Genomic DNA, 18,749 nt, shown 5'->3' on the forward strand with positions numbered 1-18,749 from the left:
GCACAGTCTACCCGCCGCGAAAGACCACAGCCCTGAAGCCAATCTTTACCCGCAAGACCATCTCTAGAAGATCGGCCCGCCGGTTCATCCGCAAGCGGTGGCCGCTTCTGGCCGGCGTGTTGGTCTTGGCATTGGCTCTCGCGGTACCCTTCCTGTTCGGCTCCTCCGAAGAACAATCAGCCGCAGCTTTGTCGCAAGCAAAGGCGAGCATTGCTGCAGGAGATGACGACACGGCTGTATCGCTTCTAGGTACAGCCTTGAGGCTTGACCCGGAGAACCTTGAAGCAAGGCGGACCCTCGCGGCTGCTTTTCTCCGCCAAGGCAAGACCGGTCCGGCCAGATCGCTATTTGACGAACTCGTTACCCGGGACCCCCAGTATCTGGATGGTCTGATTGCCCTCGCAACCATCGCCTACACGACTTACGATTTCTCTGGGGGTCAAACCTACGTGGCGGCCGCGCTGGCGATTTCTCCGGAAGATACAGAGGCGAATGCGATTGCGGTCGCACTGAAGGTCGAAGAGGCAATCCAGACCAAAGACCCTTCCACCCTTGCCGAGGCGGAAAGCAAGGCGCTCGAATTCGCGAGGGAGAATCCCGATAACCTGATGGCGCTACGAGCGGCTGTCCGCGCGACCATGAATGGACAAGATCCTGCATCGGCCATCCCGTTGGTCGATCATGCCATTGAACTGACCAAGGGTCGCTACGACTTCGAGGAGCTTCGGCTGGCTGTGCTGCAGAAGGCCGGCGAAAAAGAAGCTGCGGTCGATCAGATCGAGAGGATGTTTCATGCTTTCCCCGAAAGGTCCGCAATTGGCGACTGGCTGTTCTCGATACTCGACTCACGAGACGACTATGAAGGCGCGAGGCAGGTCCTGTTTGAAGCCGCTCAGCGGGCTGACTTTGGCGAGGAGCCGACTGACAAGCTGCTTGACTACGTCAGACGAAAGGGCCAGCCGGGAGACGTGCTAGCCACGCTGGAGATGATCATTGCTGCGGCTCCCGACCTCAAGACGTCGTCGCGATACGTCCTCGCAGTTGCCGATCTCCAAGCTGACGAAGGCCACCCTGACGCTGCGCTCGAAAGGCTCCAGGCGCTCCTAAACAGCGGTGCCGATGTTCAGACCATCGCCGCAGCCCGGACGATGATGGCCCGCATCTATCTGGCTCAGGGCAAGGCCGCCGAGGCGCAGGATCTTGTCCGCGAGGTCCTGGCGACGGCGCCGGAAACCGTATCGGCCTTGAAATTGCAAGCCCGGATCGAGCTGGACGCGGACAACGCCTCGCAGGCACTCACCGCCCTTCAGAGCGCTCTCGACCAGAGCCCGCGCGACAGCGAGGTCATGTTGCTGCTGGCTGAAGCCTACGAGAAATCAGGTGCTCTGCCGCTGGCGGGTGAACGCTTTGCGCTGGCAGTCGAATACTCCAACCACGGCGTAGACGAGACCTTGCAGGCCGCTGCCTTTCAGGTCCGGATGGGTAGATCCGACAGGGCGATCGAGATGCTGAACCAGGCTCTCCAGGCGAATCCCGATAGCATACCCCTTCGTGCTGCGGCAGCACGCGCCTATGCGAGCCAGTTCGACTGGGTCCATGCACGGCAGATGATCGACGCTTTGACCGCGATCGGCACCCCCGAGGCGCTGGCAGCTGCAGACCAGTCACGCGACGTAGTCATTTCAACACAGACGACGCTTGGACAGACACGCCTTGTCATCGATCGCATTCTGGCAGAGGGGCCGGGGAAGACATCCGACGCGACGCGGGCCGTCGATCGAATGATCGATCAGGGGAAACCGGATACGGCGCTGACCTATCTGCTCGACCCTGCACGCGGCATTGACCCGGCCATGACAACGCTGCGTGCCATGCTGTTCGCGCTGAACGGCAAAACCGATCAGGCCACGGAACAGCTTCGCGCAATCCTGAAAACTGACCCGACCGACGATTTGGCTTTTCTTGCACTTTACGGCCTGCTCGATCGATCTGGTCAGACTGACGCCGCCATCGCCCTTCTGGATGGCGCGCTGTCCCAGCCGGAACCGCCGATTGCCGCACTTCTTCAGGCAGCCGACAACAAGGCCGCCGCTGGTAACGTGAGCGAGGCTATCGCACTGACGAGGACCGCCTATGATCGTGACCCGGGCGACAAGATAACCGCCGCCTTGCTCGCCCGCCGCATCGTCCTTGACCCGAAGGCCACCGCCGATGATCTGCGGGAGGCACGGGATATTGCCGCGCCGCTCCGTTCTCTGGACCGACCCTTGGTGCTGGATACGCTCGGCTGGGTCGAGGTGCGGCTGGGCACGCCCGCCGCCGGCCTGAGCGATCTGCAGACTGCCGGGCGTCTCTTGCCCGACGACCCGACTGTCCGGTTCCATCTGGCGATGGCGCTGTTCGCTCTTGACCGCCAGATCGAGGCGAAAGACGCCTTGAAATCCTATCTTGCAATGACCGGCACAAAGGCCGAGGCGGATGTGGCCGAGGCCAAGGCCATCCTTCAGAAGCTCGAGACAGGTGGTTAGGCCGCCAGGGCATGTCAGCTTCGCGCAGCGCGGTAGGCTCGCCATCCCCCGAAGTCGGTAATTTCCTCCGCGCCATCAAGTGCATGGGCCTCGCACAGGAAGCCTGAAACCTGCCGCCCGTCTGCCAGCGTGACCTTCCCGATGCCTAGCGGCGACGGGATGCGGGCAACGAACCGCCCGAACACGCCCGCAGGCAGCGCCCAGACTTCAACCTCGATCCCCGGTCCGGCAAAGCCAGGCTCGTGAATGAGGCCAGGCTTTGCCGGGACGGTGCCGGCAAGCGCATAGAGCCGATAATCGGGGGCGCTGCGCGTTGCTTCCAAAAGCATCCCGCCTGCTCCGGTCAGTTCGGGATTGAGCGGCATACCCGTCAGATGGGCGCCGACCACAACAATCGGCAGCATCTCATCGCTAACGGCCACGGGTGGCGGCGGCGGGACTTCGGCCGAGCGGTCTCGGCCCAGGCCACTGGCCGCTGCGCGGTGCAGAGCCGCAGCGAAGGGTGCGAGTGCGTCGTCACTGAAACCCGGCCCGACCAACGTCACCCCCGCAGGCAGCCCGCTTGGACCAAAGCCCGCCGGAACCGCAATCGCCGCGTAGCCGAGAAGGTTCGCAAAGTTCGTGTAGCGCCCGAACTGGCTGTTGCGGGCGATCGGGTCGGCCAGCATCGCCTCGACCGTGCAGGTGGTAGGCGAGGTAGGCAGAAGCAGCATGTCGACCTCGGCCCAGACCGGCGCGACGATCTTGCGCAACTCTTCCAGCCTGTAGCGCCCGCGGAAGGCGTCAACAGCCGTCTTGTCCTTTGCACCCTCGATGATCCGTCGCACGGTCGGATCGAAATCCTCGGCGTGCTCTGCCAGGAAATCCTCGACCGCCGCCAGCCGTTCGGCCACCCAAGGACCGTCATAGAGCAGCGCCGCGACCTCGCGGAACGGGGCATAATCGAAGGGCAGGATCGTCGCACCCAGAGCTTCGGCCCGGGCGATGGCCGCGCCGTACAGCGCCTCGACCTCGGCATTGCCGTAGAACTCGCGCTCGGCACCAGCCAGAATACCGATCCGCGGACGCGAGGGTAGCGGGACCGGCAGGGCGGGCCGCGAGAACGGGTCACCCGCATCCTCACCCTCCATCAGGCGGCGGATTTCCACCCCTTCGGCCACTGTGGCGGCAAAGACCGTCACGACATCGACGCTGCGGCAGGCCGGAACCACGCCGGTATTGGGCACGAGGCCCGGAGTCGGTTTGATGCCGACGAGGTTGTTGAAGGCTGCGGGTACCCTGCCCGATCCCGCCGTGTCAGTCCCGAGCGCGAAGGTGCAAAGGCCAGACGCTACCGCCACCGCCGAGCCGGACGATGACCCCCCTGAAACATAGGCCGGATCAAAGACAGAGCGCGGCGCACCATAGGGCGAACGGGTGCCGTTCAGCCCGGTGGCGAACTGGTCCAGGTTGGTCTTGCCGATGACTATCGCGCCCGCGGCCCGAAGCCGTGCCACGACCGTGGCATCCGCAGAGGGGTGATAGGTATAGGCCGGGCAAGCGGCGGTTGTCGGCAGGCCCGCCGCGTCGATATTGTCCTTGACCGCGAAGGGGATGCCCCAGAGCAGCCGGCCCTGCGGCCCCTCGTCTGTCAGCCGGCGCGCCTCGGCGCGGAGCATCTCATCCGGGGTCGCGGTGATGAATACGGCCGGGTCCGGCAACGCCGCGCGGCGGGCGATGACCTCCTCGATCACCGCAAGCGGTGTGGTTCCGGCGGCATAGGCGGCGCGCAAAGCAGGCAGGGTCAACATCATCGGCAGCATCAGGCGGTCTCCATCACGGCAAGCACATCTCCGGCGCGCACGGTCCGTCCGGGCGCGGCACGCAGGTCGCGGATCCGCCCGGATACAGGCGCCTCGACCATGATTTCCATCTTCATCGACTCGACAATGGCGATGCGATCGCCCGCCGCCACTCGGTCGCCCGGCTCGACCAGCATCTTCCAGACGCTGCCGGGCACCGGGCTTTCGATCCCGGTGCAGCCATGGGGCACCTCGCCCTGATCCGAGGACAGGCTTTCGTCGGCAACGAAGGTGTCAAGCCCGGCCTCCTTCCAGCGCTGACGCTCGGCCTCGAAGGCGGCCTGCTGGCGGGTCTTGAAGGCGGCGATGGCACCTGCTTCGCCCGCGAGGCGTCGGCTCTCATCGGCCCAACTGAGCCGGGTCTCTTCGATCCGGACAGGATATCCGCCATGCGGGAAGGCAGCGCGCGCCTCGGTCAGTTCTGCATGGTCCACCGGGAAGAAACGGATCTGGTCAAAGAAGTCGAGCAGCCAGGGCCCATCCGCAAATGCTGCCGTTCGCCGCCAGGTGTTCCACATCTGGATCGTCCGACCGAACAGCTGATACCCCCCGGGCCCCTCCATCCCGTAGATGCACATATAGGCCCCGCCGATGCCAATGGCATTCTCGGGTGTCCATGTGCGCGCCGGGTTGTACTTCGTCGTCACCAGCCGGTGGCGCGGATCGACTGGTGTCGCGACCGGCGCCCCGAGATAGACATCGCCCAGACCCAGCACCAGATAGCGCGCATCGAAGACGATGCGCTTGACTGCGTCTTCGTCTTCCAAGCCGTTGATCCGGCGGATGAACTCGATGTTCGACGGGCACCACGGCGCATTGGGGCGGACAAGCTCCTGATACTTGCGCATGGCCAGCGCGGCATCGGGATCGTTCCAGGACAGCGGCAGGTGGACGATGCGCGAGGGCACCGACACCTCTTCAGCGGGGGGAAGCTGCTCCTCGACCGCGGCGAGTTCGCGCAAGAGGTCGGCGCGGGCAATCCGGGCCGGGTCGTAGTGGATCTGCAGCGATCGGATGCCGGGCGTCAGGTCGATCACCGGCAATCCGGCCGCCTTCACCGCCTGCATCAGCACATGCACCCGGAGCCGAAGTCCCACGTCCAGCGCCATGTCCCCATATTCGACCAACAGGTTGGCGTCACCCTGCCGGCGATAGACCACCTGCACATCGCCATGACGCTCGCCCAAGATCGGCGAGCCTGCGCGGGCCACCGAAGGGCCGGCCACCGGATCGGTGGTCCTTTCGACCGGGCGGAAGCGCACCCGGTCGCCGGGCCGAAGTTGGCCGATCTTCCACAGATCTTCCTCCGCCACGACCGCCGGGCAGACGAAGCCACCCAGGCTCGGGCCGTCGGGGCCAAGGATGATCGGCATGTCGCCGGTGAAGTCGATCGCCCCGATCGCATAGGCGTTGTCATGCAGGTTCGACGGGTGCAGCCCCGCCTCGCCGCCATCCGGCCGCGCCCAGTCCGGCGCCGGGCCGATCAGGCGGACGCCCGTGCGGGCCGAGTTGAAATGCACCTCGTAGGGGGTGGAGAAAAGCGTGTCGATGTCGCTGGTTCGGAAGAAATCCGGCGCGCCATGCGGGCCATAGACAACAGAGAGATCCCAGTCATGGGTCAGGTCCGCGGGTTCCGGCGGGGTCACGGCGCCCTTTGGGCCGTTTGCCAGATGCAAGACATCGCCGGTCTTGAGCGTTCCGGTCGCGTGGCCGCCGAACTGTCCCAAGGCGAAACAGGCGCGCGAGCCCAGCACCTCGGGCGCAGCAAACCCGCCCGCGATCGCCAGATAGGCGCGCTGCCCCGGCCCGACGATGGCGCCGATCGACAGAACACCACCTGCCGGCACATCGACCATGGGTCCGGCATGGTCCTCGCCATTCAGGGTAAGCCGCATTGCCGCCCCGGCCAGCGCCACCCGCGCCGCAGTCAGGAAACGCAACGTTGGGCCGTTGACGGTCAGCTCCAGCGCGGCGGTGTCGGGTGGGTTGCCGACCAGCCGGTTGGCATTGCGAAAGGACCGCGCATCCATCGGACCAGAGGGAGGCACACCGACATGCCAGAGACCAAGGCGACCCGGAAGTTCCTGAAGGCTCGATTGCGCGCCGGGGGCCAGAACCTCGACCCCCTCGGGCACGAAGGGGAAGCTGCGCAGCGCCGTCGTTGCAACACGGCCCGAGGTGAACAGGTCCGACACCGCAATCGCCCTAAGGTAGCCGAGGTTGGTTTCGATCCCCGACAGACGCGTTTCGGCGAGCGCAGTCTGGAGCGCAGCGATGGCGGCGGCCCGGTCAGGGCCTTGGACAATGACCTTGGCCAGCATCGGATCGTAGAAAGGCGTCACCTCGGTGCCCGTCTCGACCCAGCCATCGACACGGATGCCCGGCGGGAAGGTGACCTCGGTCAGCAGCCCCGCCGCCGGACGGAAACCGGCATGGGGCATTTCGGCATAGATGCGCGCCTCGATGGCCGCCCCAAGCGGCTGCGGCAGTACCGCCGGAATGACCGCCTCGCTCGCCGCCTGCCGGATCATCCATTCCACGAGGTCGATGCCGAAGACGGCCTCGGTCACCGGATGCTCGACTTGAAGCCGGGTGTTGACCTCGAGGAAGTAGAACTCTTCCCGTGCGAGGTCGTAGATGAACTCGACCGTTCCAGCCGAGGCATAGGCGACACTGGCGCAGAGGTCTGTCGCCGCCCGGTGGAGCCTCTTGCGCACATCGTCCGGCAAGCCGGGGGCAGGCGTTTCCTCGATGACCTTCTGGTTGCGGCGCTGGAGCGAGCAGTCCCGCTCGCCAAGCGCCACCACCTTGCCCTGCCCGTCGCCGAAAACCTGCACCTCGACATGACGCGCCTCAGAGACGAAGCGTTCGAGGTAAACCCGCGCATCGCCGAAGCTGGCGCCGGCCATGCGCTGGACCCCGTCGAAGGCCGCGGTCAGCGCCGCGGCATCGTCGCAAAGCTGCATCCCGATCCCGCCGCCGCCCGCCGTGCTTTTCAGCATCACCGGGTAGCCGATGCGGTCTGCCGCGGCCAAGGCCTCCTCCAGCCCGGAAAGGAGCCCCGACCCAGGCAGCAGCGGCACGCCCGCCGCCTGTGCTAGGTCACGCGCCGTGTGCTTCAGCCCGAAGGCCGCAAGATGCTCAGGACGCGGGCCGATGAAGGCGATCCCTTCCGCCGCCAGCCGCTCGGCAAAGCCGATGTTCTCGGACAGGAAGCCGTATCCGGGATGCACCGCCTCGGCCCCGGTCGCCTTGCAGGCGGCCACCACCGCCTCGACGTTCAAATAGCTTTCCGTCGCCGGGGCCGGACCCAGCCGCACCGCCTCGTCGGCCATGCGGACCGCCATCGAGAAGCGGTCTGCATCGGAATGGACTGCGACCGAGGCGATCCCCATCCGCCTCAGCGTGCGGATCACCCGCACCGCGATTTCGCCGCGGTTCGCGACAAGCACCTTGGCAAACATCGGCCTCAGTCCCGGATGATGACGCGGATCGGCGTCGGGTCGAAGCCGTTGCAGGGATTGTTGATCTGCGGGCAGTTCGAGATGACGCAAAGCACGTCCATCTCGGCCTTCAGCTCCACGTGGTCGCCGGGCGCCGAGATGCCGTCGTCGATGGTCATCGCGCCATTCGGGCTGATCGGGACGTTCATGAAGAAGTTGATGTTCGGAACGATGTCCCGCTTGGACATGCCGTGTCGGGCCAGTTCCAGAAGGAAATTCTCGCGGCAGGCGTGGAGGTAGCGGGTCTCATGCCCGAAGCGCACGGTATTGGACTCGCAGGAGCAGCAGCCGGCCGAGGTGTCATGCCGCCCCGAGGTATCGGCGGTGACGGTCAGCATCACGCGCCCCTCGGACGAGACGATCTTCGCCCCGGTCGAGATATAGGCGATGCCATTCGTGCGCATCGTATCCTGGTTCGAGTAGCGCTCGCCGAAGTCATCGGCGTTGTAGAAGATCGTGTCGATCGCCTGCTGGCCAAAGCTGTCCTCGATGCGGATGGTCTGGCCCTTGCGGACAACGCCGGACCAGGGCTTTTCGGCGGGAATCTCGTGGATCTGCATGATGGTCCCCCTCAGCCCCGCGCGTTGTTTTCAAAGCCGCGGATCGCCTCGGCCGTGGCGGTGCGGCAAAGGTCGTCGGCCGGCACCGGCCTTGCCGCAAGGCGGGTCGCGGTGACCGCCGGTTCCGGTCCCGTGGCGGGGTCGAGCGGATGGCGGGTATTGGACAGGGCGATCAGCAGGTCCATCTCGGCGCGCAGTTCTACCCAGTCTTGCCCAGACAGAAGCGCACCGCGCCAGCCGAAGCGGCCCGCCGCATCAACCCGCACCGGGGCGAAGAGCGTCAGCACCGCCGGCAGGTCGCGCCGGTCGAGGCCCAGCTTGCCCGCCGCCAACACCATGTTGTCGCGCTGGTTGCGCGCACGTGGATCAGCAAAGGTCGCGGGCGAAGACCCGCCGGTCAGGGCATCATGCGCGCCGGAACTGTCCTCGGTGATCGACAGCATCACCCGGCCCATGTCGGAAAAGATGACCCGCCCCCTGCGCAGCTCGGTCGTCCACTGGACCTTGACCGTATCGGGCAGGTTCATCCGTTCGGATGGGTCGCGCGCCGCCCAGGCGGCAAGGCCAACGCTCGTGCCGCTGCCGCCAAGGGCCAGCCGCAGCACCTCGCCCGCCGCCAGCCGGGTCGGCCAGTACCAGCCGCCTGGGATCACCTCGGTCTGCAGGACACGCTCCGGATCGGGATCAGGCGCCGGAACCGGGCTGGGGTCCGGCAGGGCCTTCGGCGCAAAGTTCAGGCCGCGGCGCTGGTGTTCTTCGTAGCGGGCGCGGTCGGCGGCAATCTGGTCGGGGCTGCGGGGGGTGTGGAGCATCTGCCTCTCCTGATGTCTACCGGGTCGTCCCGGATGGGGCCGCGAACAGGGCCGGGTCGTCCCGGCCGGGCAGGGTGTCGATCTCGAACATCGTGCGCTGGCCGGCCACGCGCGGCGGCCACAGGACGATGTCCTTGGTGATGGTCGCGCCGTAGCGCTCGAGTTCCTCGGTGCGAGTGCGGGTGCGCTCGAAGGCGATGATCCGGGTCGCCAGGCTGAAGGCCTCGCGCAGGTCATGGGTGACCATGACCACCGTCATCGGCACCTCGTTCCACAGCCGCTTCATCAGCACATGGATATCGGCGCGGATGCCGGGATCGAGCGCACCGAAGGGCTCGTCCAGCAGCAGCACGCGCGGCTGCATCATCAGCGCTTGCGCCAGCGCCAGCCGCTGCTGCATTCCCCCCGACAGTTGCGCGGGGTATTTCGTCTCGGCCCCCTCCAGCCCGACCTCGCCGATCATCGTCCGCGCCTGCTCCTCGATCCGGCGGCGGGTGGCGCCGAACGTCCGACCCAGCCGGCGGCTGGCGCGAAGTTCGGGGCCAAACATGACGTTGCCCAGCACCGTCAGGTGCGGAAAGACCGAGTAGCGCTGATAGACCACACCGCGATCGGGGCCCGGCTCGGGCGGCAGAGGCGCACCGTCGAGCAGGATGCGCCCGCGCGTCGGCTGTTCCTGACCCAGGAGCATCCGCAAGAAGGTGGTCTTGCCGCAGCCCGAGGGACCGACCAGCGCCACGAAGGCGCGCGGCGCGACCTCGAGCGAGATGTTTTCCAGCACGATCTGGTCGCCGTATTCCTTCCAGACCCTTTCGACGGTCAGGGCGGTCATCGCGCACCCTCCAGTTCGGACCAGGGGAAGACGCGGCGGCGGGCAAGGTCGATCAGGCGGTCACCGATCACGGCCAGAAGCGTGATCCAGGCGACATAGGGAAAGATCACGTCCATCGACAGGTAACGCCGGACAAGGAAGATCCGGTAGCCCAAGCCGGAATCGGCCGAGATCGCCTCGGCCGCGATCAGGAACAGGAAGGCCGGCCCCAGTTGCAGGCGCAGGCTGGTCAAGAGGCGCGGCAGCACCTGTGGCAGCACCACACGCAGGCCGATCAGCCAGGTTGAGGCCGACAGCGTCTCGGCCTTGACGATCTGTTCGCGCGGCAGCGCCTGCGCCGACAGCGACAAGTCGCGGATCAGGATCGGCGCCACACCGATCACGATCAGTGCGATCTTCGAGGCCTCGCCCAGACCCATTACGATGAAGAGGATCGGCAGCAGCGCCAGCGGCGGCACCATCGAGACAAAGGCAATGAAGGGCGCGAGCGTCGCCCGCATCACCGGCAAGAGCCCGATCAGCAGGCCGATGACCAGCGCGAGCGCAGTCGAGATGCCAAGCCCTGCGAAGAGACGCCAGAGGCTCGCCGCCGTGTCGGACCAGAGCAGGTAATCCCCAGTGCGCGGATCGGGCTGGAAGGCCATGCGGTTGACGGTATCCGCCAGCGTCGCGAGCGACGGCAAGAGCTTGTCATTCGGGTTGGCCTCCAGCCGGATCGCCGAGCCGATCAGGTAGGCAACGATCAGCAGGGCGAAGGGCAGGCAGTGCAGCACGAGGGTGGCCCCGCGCGACGGCCGCCGGTTGATCCAGCGCATCGGGTCGCTCCGCCGGTCAGAGCGCGCCGTCGGCGGCGAGCTTCATGTAGGTGTCGCTGAAGCGCAGCTTCACATTGCCCGTGTCACCCAGCACCGCGCCACCCGGCAGTTCGATCCCGATCACGTCAGCCGAAGGCGCGCCGGACCCGAGCAGGCCCTTGTCGAACAGGAAGCCCCGCACATGGTCCATCGTCTTGGACAGATCCGGCGAGGTCACGAAACCCACCGCATCCGCCGGCTTGGCGAACAGCTTGGTCGCTGCCAGCTGATCCTCGAAACCCGCCTGATCGGTGCCAGAGGCCGCGCCCATCGCCGCCCGCGCTGCAGCGCCTTCGGGCGTGTCAGAGGCCATCACGGTGACGGTGTCATACCAGATGCCCGCCAGCGCCTTGCCGAAGTCGGGGTTGTCGGCCAGCACCTGCGTGTTTGCGACCATCAGGTCGATGATCTCGCCCGGGATCTGGCTGCTGTCGAAGACCTTGGTCGCGCCCGGCAACTTGACGATTTCGGAGACCATCGGGTTCCACGTCACCATCGCGGTCACGTCCGGCGTCTGAAAGGCGCCGACCATGTCGGGATCAGCGGTGTTGACCACTTTCACGTCCTGCTCGGACATGCCGACGCTGTCGAGCGCCCGCGCCAGCAGGTAATGCGAGACCGAGAACTCCACGAGGTTCACGTTGCGGCCCTTGATGTCGGCCAGCGTCGCGCCGTCCTTCAGGATCACAGCGTCATTGCCTGCAGAGAAATCGCCGACGATCACCGCCGTCGTATCCACGCCCCCGGCCGAGGGGATGGAAAGCGCGTCCATGTTGGTGACGGTCACCGCGTCATAGGCACCGGCGGTGTACTGGTTGATCGATTCCACATAGTCGTTGAACTGGGTCACCTCGATGGTGATGCCATACTTGTCGGCCCATTTCTTGACGATCCCGGTATCGGCGGCATAGCCCCAGGGCATCCAGCCGACATAGATCGACCAGGCGACCTTGAAATCCTTCTTCGGTTCGGCAAGGCCGGGTCCGGCCACGGCCAGAACGGCCAAAGCGGTCAGCGTGGCAAGCGCGGTTCGACGGCACATCGTCATTCTGGTGTCCCTTTCGGCGTTGAAAAGGGATTGTCGGAACCATCGCGCCGCCAATCCCTTGGCTTTACGAGGTCTCCCGGGTTTTTATCCCGCCGTGCGCCAGGCAGGGATTTCTCCCCCTGCCGGTGGCAGCTCTCGGACCAGACGCGCCTTGCGGTGCCGGAACCCTAGCCGCCAACTCATGCCTTCCTTGATTCCGCCGACGGGGCCGCGAGCCAAGATTTTGGCGCCCCAATCTGCGCCCGAAGCCGGTCTTGCCGGATCTCGCGCCGCTTTCTCCGTCCGCCGCCCATTTCTTGGGCTTGGTGCGACCGGAGCCTGGCTTGCCTCCGGTCACGGATCCTCTCCGACGAATTCCACGGGGCGCTCCCACTGAATCAGCACGACACAACCCGGAGTGGACCATACGGAATGGATGCTGCCCTCGGGGTTGACGATCAATGCTCCGGTCCCATAGTCGCCGTGTTCGTCGCTTTGCGCCCCTTCCAGTACGAGGATGGTCTCCAGTCCGGTATGGCGATGGCGCGGGACCGAGGCGCCGGGGGCGTAGCGCAGCAGCGCGACCGAGGGAAAGCCATCGCAAAGCGGGCAGATCTCGACCCCCTGCCGGAAGGGCTGGAATGGCAGCGCCGCCCAGCCGCCGGAAGCGAGGCCCGGAAACGACAGGGGTTCAATCATCGAGCGCATCCACGATTTCAGCCGTCGTCGCCGTCCAGCCGACGATCGCCCCCTGCGCGCGGATCATCTGCAGGGCGGCTTCCTTGAATTCGGGGAAATAGCTTTCGGTCGCGTCCTCGGCGAGCAGGCAGTCAAAACCCCGGTCATTGGCCTCGCGCATCGTGGTCTGCACGCAGACCTCGGTCGTGACGCCGGCAAAGACCAGCGTTCGGATGCCGAGCCTTGCCAGATGATCGCCAAGCGGGGTGGCGTAGAAGGCGCCCTTCCCCGGCTTGTCGATCACGATCTCGCCCGCCGCCGGCAGCAGTTGCGGCACGATCTCGGCCCCCGGTTCGCCCGCGATCAGGATGCGTCCCATCGGGCCCGGATCGCCGATCCGGAGCGAAGGCTTGCCCCGCTCGCGCTTGGCCGGTGGACAGTCCGACAGATCGGGGCGATGGCATTCGCGGGTATGGATCACCGGCAGGCCAGCTGCGCGGAACCCTTCGATCAGGGCGGCCACGGTCGGGATGATGGCGGCCAGCACCGAGACGTCATTGCCTAGGGCCGCACCGAATCCTCCCGGCTCGATGAAGTCGCGCTGCATGTCGATGACGATCAGCGCCGTCGTGGCCGGATCGAAGCGAAGGGGAAAGGGCCTGGCGGCCACGATCTCGGCCATCAGGCATGTCCCCCCATGTGATGGCCGATGGTCCCGATGTCCGCCTGCGCCGCATCTACGGCATAGGCGATGCGCCCCTCAGACATGACCAGAACACGGTCCGACAGCTCGAGGATCTCGTCCAGGTCCTCGCTCATCAGCAGCACCGCCGCACCCCGGTTGCGCGCTGCGACGATGCGGGCGCGGATTTCGGCCACCGCCGAGAAATCGAGGCCGAAGCACGGGTTCGAGATCACCAACAGGTCAACGTCACCCGTCAGTTCCCGCGCCAGAACGGCGCGCTGCACGTTCCCGCCCGAGAGAGCGGCGATCGGCGCATCGACTGAGGTCGTCTTGACCTTGAAGTCGCGCACCAGCTCGTTGGCCCGCGCCCGGATCTCGCGCCCCTTCAACCAGAAACGCGTGCCCTTTCCGTCCTGGTCGAAGCTGCGGAAGCCGATGTTTTCGGCCACGCTCATCTTTGGCGCGCAGGCGTTGCGGAGCGGCTCTTCGGGCAGGTAGCGAACGGCGCGGATGCGGGCCTCGGCCCGGCTGGCGCTGTAGGGTGCGCCCTTGACCCTGATTGTTCCCGCCTCCAGCCCACGCTGGCCTGTCAGGATCTCCATCAGTTCCATCTGACCGTTGCCCGAGATGCTGCAACACCGACGATCTCGCCTGCGCGAACAGTCAGCCCCTCGATCGATATCTCCTTCAGGCCAGAACGGTCACGCGTGCGGACGCCGTCCACTTCCAGGACCGGCGCTCCTGCCATGCCCGCCCGCGCCATTGCGGCAACGGGCGCATCGGACCCGATCATCATGTTCGCCATATCGGCATGGCTCAGATCAGCCACCCTGCCCTGCCCCACGAGCCGACCGCGCCGCAGGACCGAGACATCGTCGGCAAAGGCCGTCACCTCGCGAAACTTGTGGCTGATCATCAGGACCGAGATCTCGCCCTTTTCGCACAGGCCACGGACATGACCGAGAACCTCGTCCGCCTCGTCGGGCGTCAGGACCGAAGTCGGCTCGTCGAGGATGAGGAAGCGGCGGCCGAGATAGAGCTGCTTCAGGATCTCGAGCTTCTGCTTCTCGCCCGCTGCCAGCGCCCGGACCGGCTGGTCCAGCGGCACGGCGAAGGGCATCCGCTCCATGAACTCGGTCAGCGCCGCATGTTCTTTCCGCCAGTCGATAATGGCGGGGGTGTCATCGCGGCTGATGACGAGGTTCTCTGCGGCGGTCAGCGAGGGGACCAGCGTGAAATGCTGGTAGACCATGCCGAGGCCAAGCGCATGGGCTGCCCGCGGATCGGGCACCTTCGCCTCGCGTCCTCCGACCATCATCTGCCCCGTGGTCGCGTGGTAGAAGCCCATCATACATTTCACGAGCGTGGATTTGCCCGCGCCGTTCTCGCCCAGAAGCGCATGGAACGTGCCGGGTGGCACAGTGATCGATACGTCATCGAGGGCCGTGAACCCCCCGAAGCGCATGGTCATGCCAAGGGTTCTGACCTCGAGCGCGCCTTCGGGCAGCTTTTCCTCGCCGATCACCATCATGGTCATGGCAGGGCCTCCAGCAGGGTCTTGCTGTCGGCCACCGCGCCGAAGACGCCGCCCTGCATCGTCACCATCTTCAGCGCCGCCTCATGGTTGCCGCGGTCCGTGGCACCGCAGCAATCCGACAGGACCAGACATTCGAAGCCGCGGTCATTCGCTTCGCGCATGGTGGTCGAGACGCAGACATCGGTGGTGATGCCGGTGATGATGAGGTTGTCGATGCCCTTGGTGCGCAACATCAGTTCCAGGTCGGTTGCGCAGAAGCTGCCCTTGCCGGGCTTGTCGATGATCGGCTCACCCGGCAGGGGGTAAAGCTCTTCGATGATGTCCCAGCCCGGCTCACCCCGGATCAGGATGCGTCCACACGGCCCGACCTCACCGATGCCTGCCCCGATCTGCTGCGACCGCCAGCGCTTGTTTGGCGGAAGGTCGGACAAGTCGGGCCGGTGCCCCTCGCGGGTGTGGATGATGTGATAGCCATTGGCGCGCATCGCGCCCAGCACCGCCTTGATCGGTTCAATCGGCGCGCGCGTCAGCGACAGGTCATAGCCCATCTTGTCGACATAGCCGCCCGGCCCGCAGAAGTCGGTCTGCATGTCGATGATGACCAGCGCCGTGTTGTCGGGGCGAAGCTCGCCGTTCCAGGGCCAGGCATATGGGGTTGAGGCGATGGTGGTCATCGGCGGCTCCGTCACTTTGTCAGGCTGAGTTCACCGGGCGCGCCGGTCATGGCGCGGCTGGGCGAGGAAATCGCGATCATCACGCCAAGCGTCAGGACGTAGGGCGCGGCGTAGAAGAGGTAGTAGCCGGAAGAGACACCAACCGATTGCAGCGCCGGGCCAAGTGCCCCCGCCCCGCCGAACAGAAGTGCCGCGAAGAAACAGGCGATCGGGTTCCAGCGGGCAAAGATCACCAGCGCCACGGCCATCAGGCCCTGACCAGAGGAGATGCCCTCGTTCCAGCTACCCGGATAGTAAAGTGATAGGTAAGCGCCGCCGACCCCGGCCATCGCCCCCCCTGCCCCTGTCGCCAACGTGCGGATGATCGCGGGCCGCAACCCCATGGCGCGGGCGGCGTCAGTGCTGTCGCCGACCACGCGCAGGATCAAGCCGATGCGGGTCGATCGCAGCATCCACCAGAAGAACACCGACAGCGCCGCTCCGATCAGGAACAGCACATTGACGTTCAGCGCCGCTTCCAGTTGCGGCAGGCCCGACCAGCCGCCAAAGGGGATGGACGGTAGGTCGGGCGCAACCGGCTGGATGAAGGGTTTGCCGAAGTAGAAGGCAAGCCCCATCCCCAGCAACATCATCGCGATGCCGATCGCGATGTCGTTCACCTTGGGAAGCGAGCAGATCAGGCCATGGACCAGTCCGAAGACCGCCCCCGCCAGCGCGGCAACCGCGACACCTGCCCAAGCGGAACCGGTAAGACAGGCAACCGCGTAGCCGGACATCGCTCCGAAGACGAGCGTGCCCTCGAGGCCAAGATTGATGCGGCCAGAGCGTTCGGTCAGCACCTCGCCGAGGCTCACGAACAGGAAGGGCGTCGAGACGCGGATCGCCCCGCCGAGGATTGCGATGGGGATGGCCCAGAGGCCAATATCGTTGTCCATCATGTCCTCCAGCGTTCCGGGGTGAAGATCTTGAACCGTCCGTAGAGCGCATCGCTGAGCAGGATCGCGACGAAGACGAACCCCTGCAGCACCAGGACGGTCGCGTCGGGCAGGTCCATCCGCCGTTGGATCAGGCCCGACGAAGCCTCGAACCCGGCCAGAAGGCAGGCGACGGGGATGATCGCAAGCGGGTTGTGACGCGCAAGGAAAGCAATGAGGATACCGGTGAAACCATATCCGGCCGCGAGCGAGGCATTGGCAGAGCCAAGCACAGCCGAGGTCTCGAAGAAACCGGCGAGGCCGGCAAAGGCACCCCCGAGCGCGGTAAATCCAAGGATCAGCCGGCCCACAGGCAGGCCCTGCACCTGCGCTGCGCGCACGTTGCCGCCGGCGATCCGGGCGGCGAAGCCCCAGGTCGTACGGTCGATCAGCGCCCAGGACAGGATACAGCACAGGATGCCCACCGGCAGGCCCCAGTGCAGCTCCGCCCCGGGGATGTTGCCGACGCGAAGTGCATCGGGCAGCGGCGCGGTAGACGGTTTGTTCAGGCTCGCCGGGTCGCGCAGAGGTCCTTCGACGATATGATTCATCAGGGCGATGGCGATGTAGGACATCAACAGGCTGGCAATCGTCTCGTTCACGCCGCGGTAGTGCCGCAACGCCCCGACGGTGCCGATCCAAAGTCCTCCGACGAGCGCCGCGGCCAGGGCCATCAGCGGCAGGCCGACCCAGGACGACGCGCCGCTCAGCACAACCCCAAGCGCCCCGGCCGCCACGCCGCCCAGAACGATCGCCCCCTCGCCACCAATGACCACGAGGCCCAGCCTTGCGGGCAGCGCGACGCAAAGGGCGGCAAACAGGAGCGGGGCAGCCCGCGAAAGCGTGTTCTGCCAAGAAAACCAGCTGCCGAAGCCCGCCTTGTAGACCAGGCCATAGAACTCGGCCGGGGATTTTCCCTGCGTCATCAGGAAGAAGCCGAAGATCGCGAGCCCGGCCAGAAGCGCGCCGACCGGAAGCACGACGGCCTCGGACTTGCGGGCGAGAGCGGCGCGCCATCCTTCCCCCGCCCCTGCCCTGGCTCCGGCCTGAACCATGGCTGTCACATCGGCCATGTGCCGCCCTCCGCAGACGTTACGAGGTGGAGCCGAGGACACCCTCGACGAGGTAGTCCATGCTTTCAAGCTTGACGTCCGTCTCGACGAAGGCTTCGCCCTCTGCCGCGATGACGTTGCCCTTGTTGTCCTTCAGCGGGCCCTTGATGACGGCAAAGCCACCCTTGAGGATCTCGGCCTGCTTCGCCTCGAAATCGGCCTTTGCCTCGGGGGTCACGGCAGGCCCGAGCGGCGACATCTTGATGAAGCCTTCGGCGAGCCCGCCACGGACGAAGTTCGGGATCGGCTCGCCCGCCATCGTCGCAGTAATCATGTCGGTATAGACCTTGGACCAGTTCCACTCGGCCCCGGTCAGATACTTGTCGGGCGCGAGCGAGGACTGGTTGGCATGGTAGCCGCAGACATAGGCGCCACGACCGGCCGCTGTCTCGATCACAACCTTGGGGCTGTCCACGTGGCAGGTGATGACATCACACCCCGCGTCGCACAGTGCGTTCGTCGCCTCGGCCTCCTTCACGGCCAGCGACCATTCGCCGGTGAAGATCACCTGGCAGGTGATGGTCGGATCGACCGAGCGCGCGCCCAGAAGGAAAGAGTTGACGTTCAGCAAGACCTGCGGAATCGGCTTGGCCGCAACGAACCCGATCTTCTTGGTCTTGGTCATGTGCCCGGCAACGACGCCGTTCAGGTACTGACCCATGCCGATATAGCCGAAATAGCTGCCGACATTCGTCGGATGCTTGTCGGCCTGCCACATCCCGCCCGCATGCTCAAAGCGGACATCGGGATATTTCGCCGCCATCTCGAGGATATGGGGATCGAAATAGCCGAAAGAGGTCGGGAACAGGAGCGTGGCCCCGTCGAAGTTGATCATCGACTCCATCGTCTTCTGGACGTCGATGGTTTCGGGGACGTTTTCTTCTTCCACCACCGTCACGCCGGGAATGGATTTCAGCGCCGCAGCGCCCTCGGCATGGGCCTGGTTGTAGCCATAGTCATCCTTGGGTCCCACATAGATGAACCCGACTGTCAGCTTGTCGAGGGCCTCGGCACGGGCCATGCGGGGCAGTCCCAAAAACGCGGCAGACCCGGCAAGCGCCGTCCCCATCAGAAAGTGGCGGCGCGAAAGAGAGGAAGTGGACATCAGCGGTTCTCCATCCTGGCGGGCCGC

At 65.7% G+C, this 18,749-nt stretch carries 16 protein-coding genes and 1 riboswitch; of the genes, 1 reads left to right on the plus strand and 15 read right to left on the minus strand.

The features are described 5' to 3' along the window. Nucleotides 1-116 precede the first annotated feature (116 nt). On the plus strand, nt 117-2,528 hold the full coding sequence (locus tag L0V05_RS01665; RefSeq protein WP_234869171.1) for a tetratricopeptide repeat protein: 2,412 nt from the start codon (nt 117-119) through the stop codon (nt 2,526-2,528). A 14-nt stretch (nt 2,529-2,542) separates the two neighbouring features. On the opposite strand, the gene atzF is transcribed toward L0V05_RS01665, so the two are convergent. From atzF to L0V05_RS01740, 15 genes are all read right to left on the minus strand, one after another. After that, nucleotides 2,543-4,330, minus strand: a complete 1,788-nt coding sequence (gene atzF / locus L0V05_RS01670) for an allophanate hydrolase (protein ID WP_234867778.1) — start codon at nt 4,328-4,330, stop codon at nt 2,543-2,545. Further along, nucleotides 4,330-7,833, minus strand: a complete 3,504-nt coding sequence (gene uca, locus L0V05_RS01675; RefSeq protein ID WP_234867781.1) for an urea carboxylase — start codon at nt 7,831-7,833, stop codon at nt 4,330-4,332. Before uca ends, atzF begins: the two co-directional genes overlap by 1 nt. Nucleotides 7,834-7,838: 5 nt before the next feature. Continuing rightward, nucleotides 7,839-8,432, minus strand: coding sequence for an urea amidolyase associated protein UAAP2 (locus tag L0V05_RS01680; protein ID WP_234867793.1), 594 nt, complete (start codon nt 8,430-8,432; stop codon nt 7,839-7,841). 11 nt (nt 8,433-8,443) lie between these two features. After that, on the minus strand, nt 8,444-9,244 hold the full coding sequence (locus L0V05_RS01685; RefSeq protein ID WP_234867795.1) for an urea amidolyase associated protein UAAP1: 801 nt from the start codon (nt 9,242-9,244) through the stop codon (nt 8,444-8,446). Nucleotides 9,245-9,260: 16 nt separating this feature from the next. Next, nucleotides 9,261-10,076 carry an ABC transporter ATP-binding protein gene (locus L0V05_RS01690; protein WP_234867798.1) on the minus strand — a complete coding sequence of 272 codons (816 nt, stop codon included), beginning with the start codon at nt 10,074-10,076 and terminating at the stop codon, nt 9,261-9,263. Then, nucleotides 10,073-10,891, minus strand: a complete 819-nt coding sequence (locus L0V05_RS01695; RefSeq protein WP_234867800.1) for an ABC transporter permease — start codon at nt 10,889-10,891, stop codon at nt 10,073-10,075. The genes L0V05_RS01690 and L0V05_RS01695 overlap by 4 nt, the downstream gene beginning before the upstream one ends. A 16-nt stretch (nt 10,892-10,907) precedes the next feature. After that, nucleotides 10,908-11,972: a putative urea ABC transporter substrate-binding protein gene (locus L0V05_RS01700; protein ID WP_234867802.1), complete on the minus strand. Its 1,065-nt coding sequence runs from the start codon at nt 11,970-11,972 to the stop codon at nt 10,908-10,910. Between the two features lie 77 nt (nt 11,973-12,049). Continuing rightward, nucleotides 12,050-12,160: riboswitch (guanidine-I (ykkC/yxkD leader) on the minus strand. A 151-nt stretch (nt 12,161-12,311) separates the two neighbouring features. Further along, complete coding sequence (locus tag L0V05_RS01705) at nt 12,312-12,665, minus strand: cupin domain-containing protein (protein WP_234867805.1); 354 nt, start codon at nt 12,663-12,665, stop codon at nt 12,312-12,314. Then, on the minus strand, nt 12,649-13,317 hold the full coding sequence (locus tag L0V05_RS01710) for a cysteine hydrolase family protein (protein WP_234867807.1): 669 nt from the start codon (nt 13,315-13,317) through the stop codon (nt 12,649-12,651). Before L0V05_RS01710 ends, L0V05_RS01705 begins: the two co-directional genes overlap by 17 nt. Continuing rightward, nucleotides 13,317-13,931: an ATP-binding cassette domain-containing protein gene (locus tag L0V05_RS01715; protein WP_234867810.1), complete on the minus strand. Its 615-nt coding sequence runs from the start codon at nt 13,929-13,931 to the stop codon at nt 13,317-13,319. Before L0V05_RS01715 ends, L0V05_RS01710 begins: the two co-directional genes overlap by 1 nt. Continuing rightward, complete coding sequence (locus tag L0V05_RS01720) at nt 13,922-14,857, minus strand: ATP-binding cassette domain-containing protein (RefSeq protein ID WP_234867838.1); 936 nt, start codon at nt 14,855-14,857, stop codon at nt 13,922-13,924. The genes L0V05_RS01715 and L0V05_RS01720 overlap by 10 nt, the downstream gene beginning before the upstream one ends. Further along, on the minus strand, nt 14,854-15,531 hold the full coding sequence (gene biuH / locus L0V05_RS01725) for a biuret amidohydrolase (RefSeq protein ID WP_234867840.1): 678 nt from the start codon (nt 15,529-15,531) through the stop codon (nt 14,854-14,856). Before biuH ends, L0V05_RS01720 begins: the two co-directional genes overlap by 4 nt. A gap of 11 nt (nt 15,532-15,542) precedes the next feature. Further along, the gene (locus tag L0V05_RS01730; protein WP_234867841.1) at nt 15,543-16,466 is read right to left on the minus strand and encodes an ABC transporter permease; all 924 of its coding nucleotides are present in this window, start codon (nt 16,464-16,466) and stop codon (nt 15,543-15,545) included. Next, nucleotides 16,466-17,578, minus strand: a complete 1,113-nt coding sequence (locus L0V05_RS01735) for an ABC transporter permease (protein WP_234867843.1) — start codon at nt 17,576-17,578, stop codon at nt 16,466-16,468. The genes L0V05_RS01730 and L0V05_RS01735 overlap by 1 nt, the downstream gene beginning before the upstream one ends. Nucleotides 17,579-17,597: 19 nt before the next feature. Continuing rightward, the gene (locus L0V05_RS01740) at nt 17,598-18,722 is read right to left on the minus strand and encodes a BMP family ABC transporter substrate-binding protein (protein ID WP_234867845.1); all 1,125 of its coding nucleotides are present in this window, start codon (nt 18,720-18,722) and stop codon (nt 17,598-17,600) included. Nucleotides 18,723-18,749 lie beyond the last annotated feature (27 nt).

The organism is Alitabrizicola rongguiensis (assembly GCF_021491355.1).
In the GTDB taxonomy this organism is placed as follows: domain Bacteria; phylum Pseudomonadota; class Alphaproteobacteria; order Rhodobacterales; family Rhodobacteraceae; genus Aliitabrizicola; species Aliitabrizicola rongguiensis.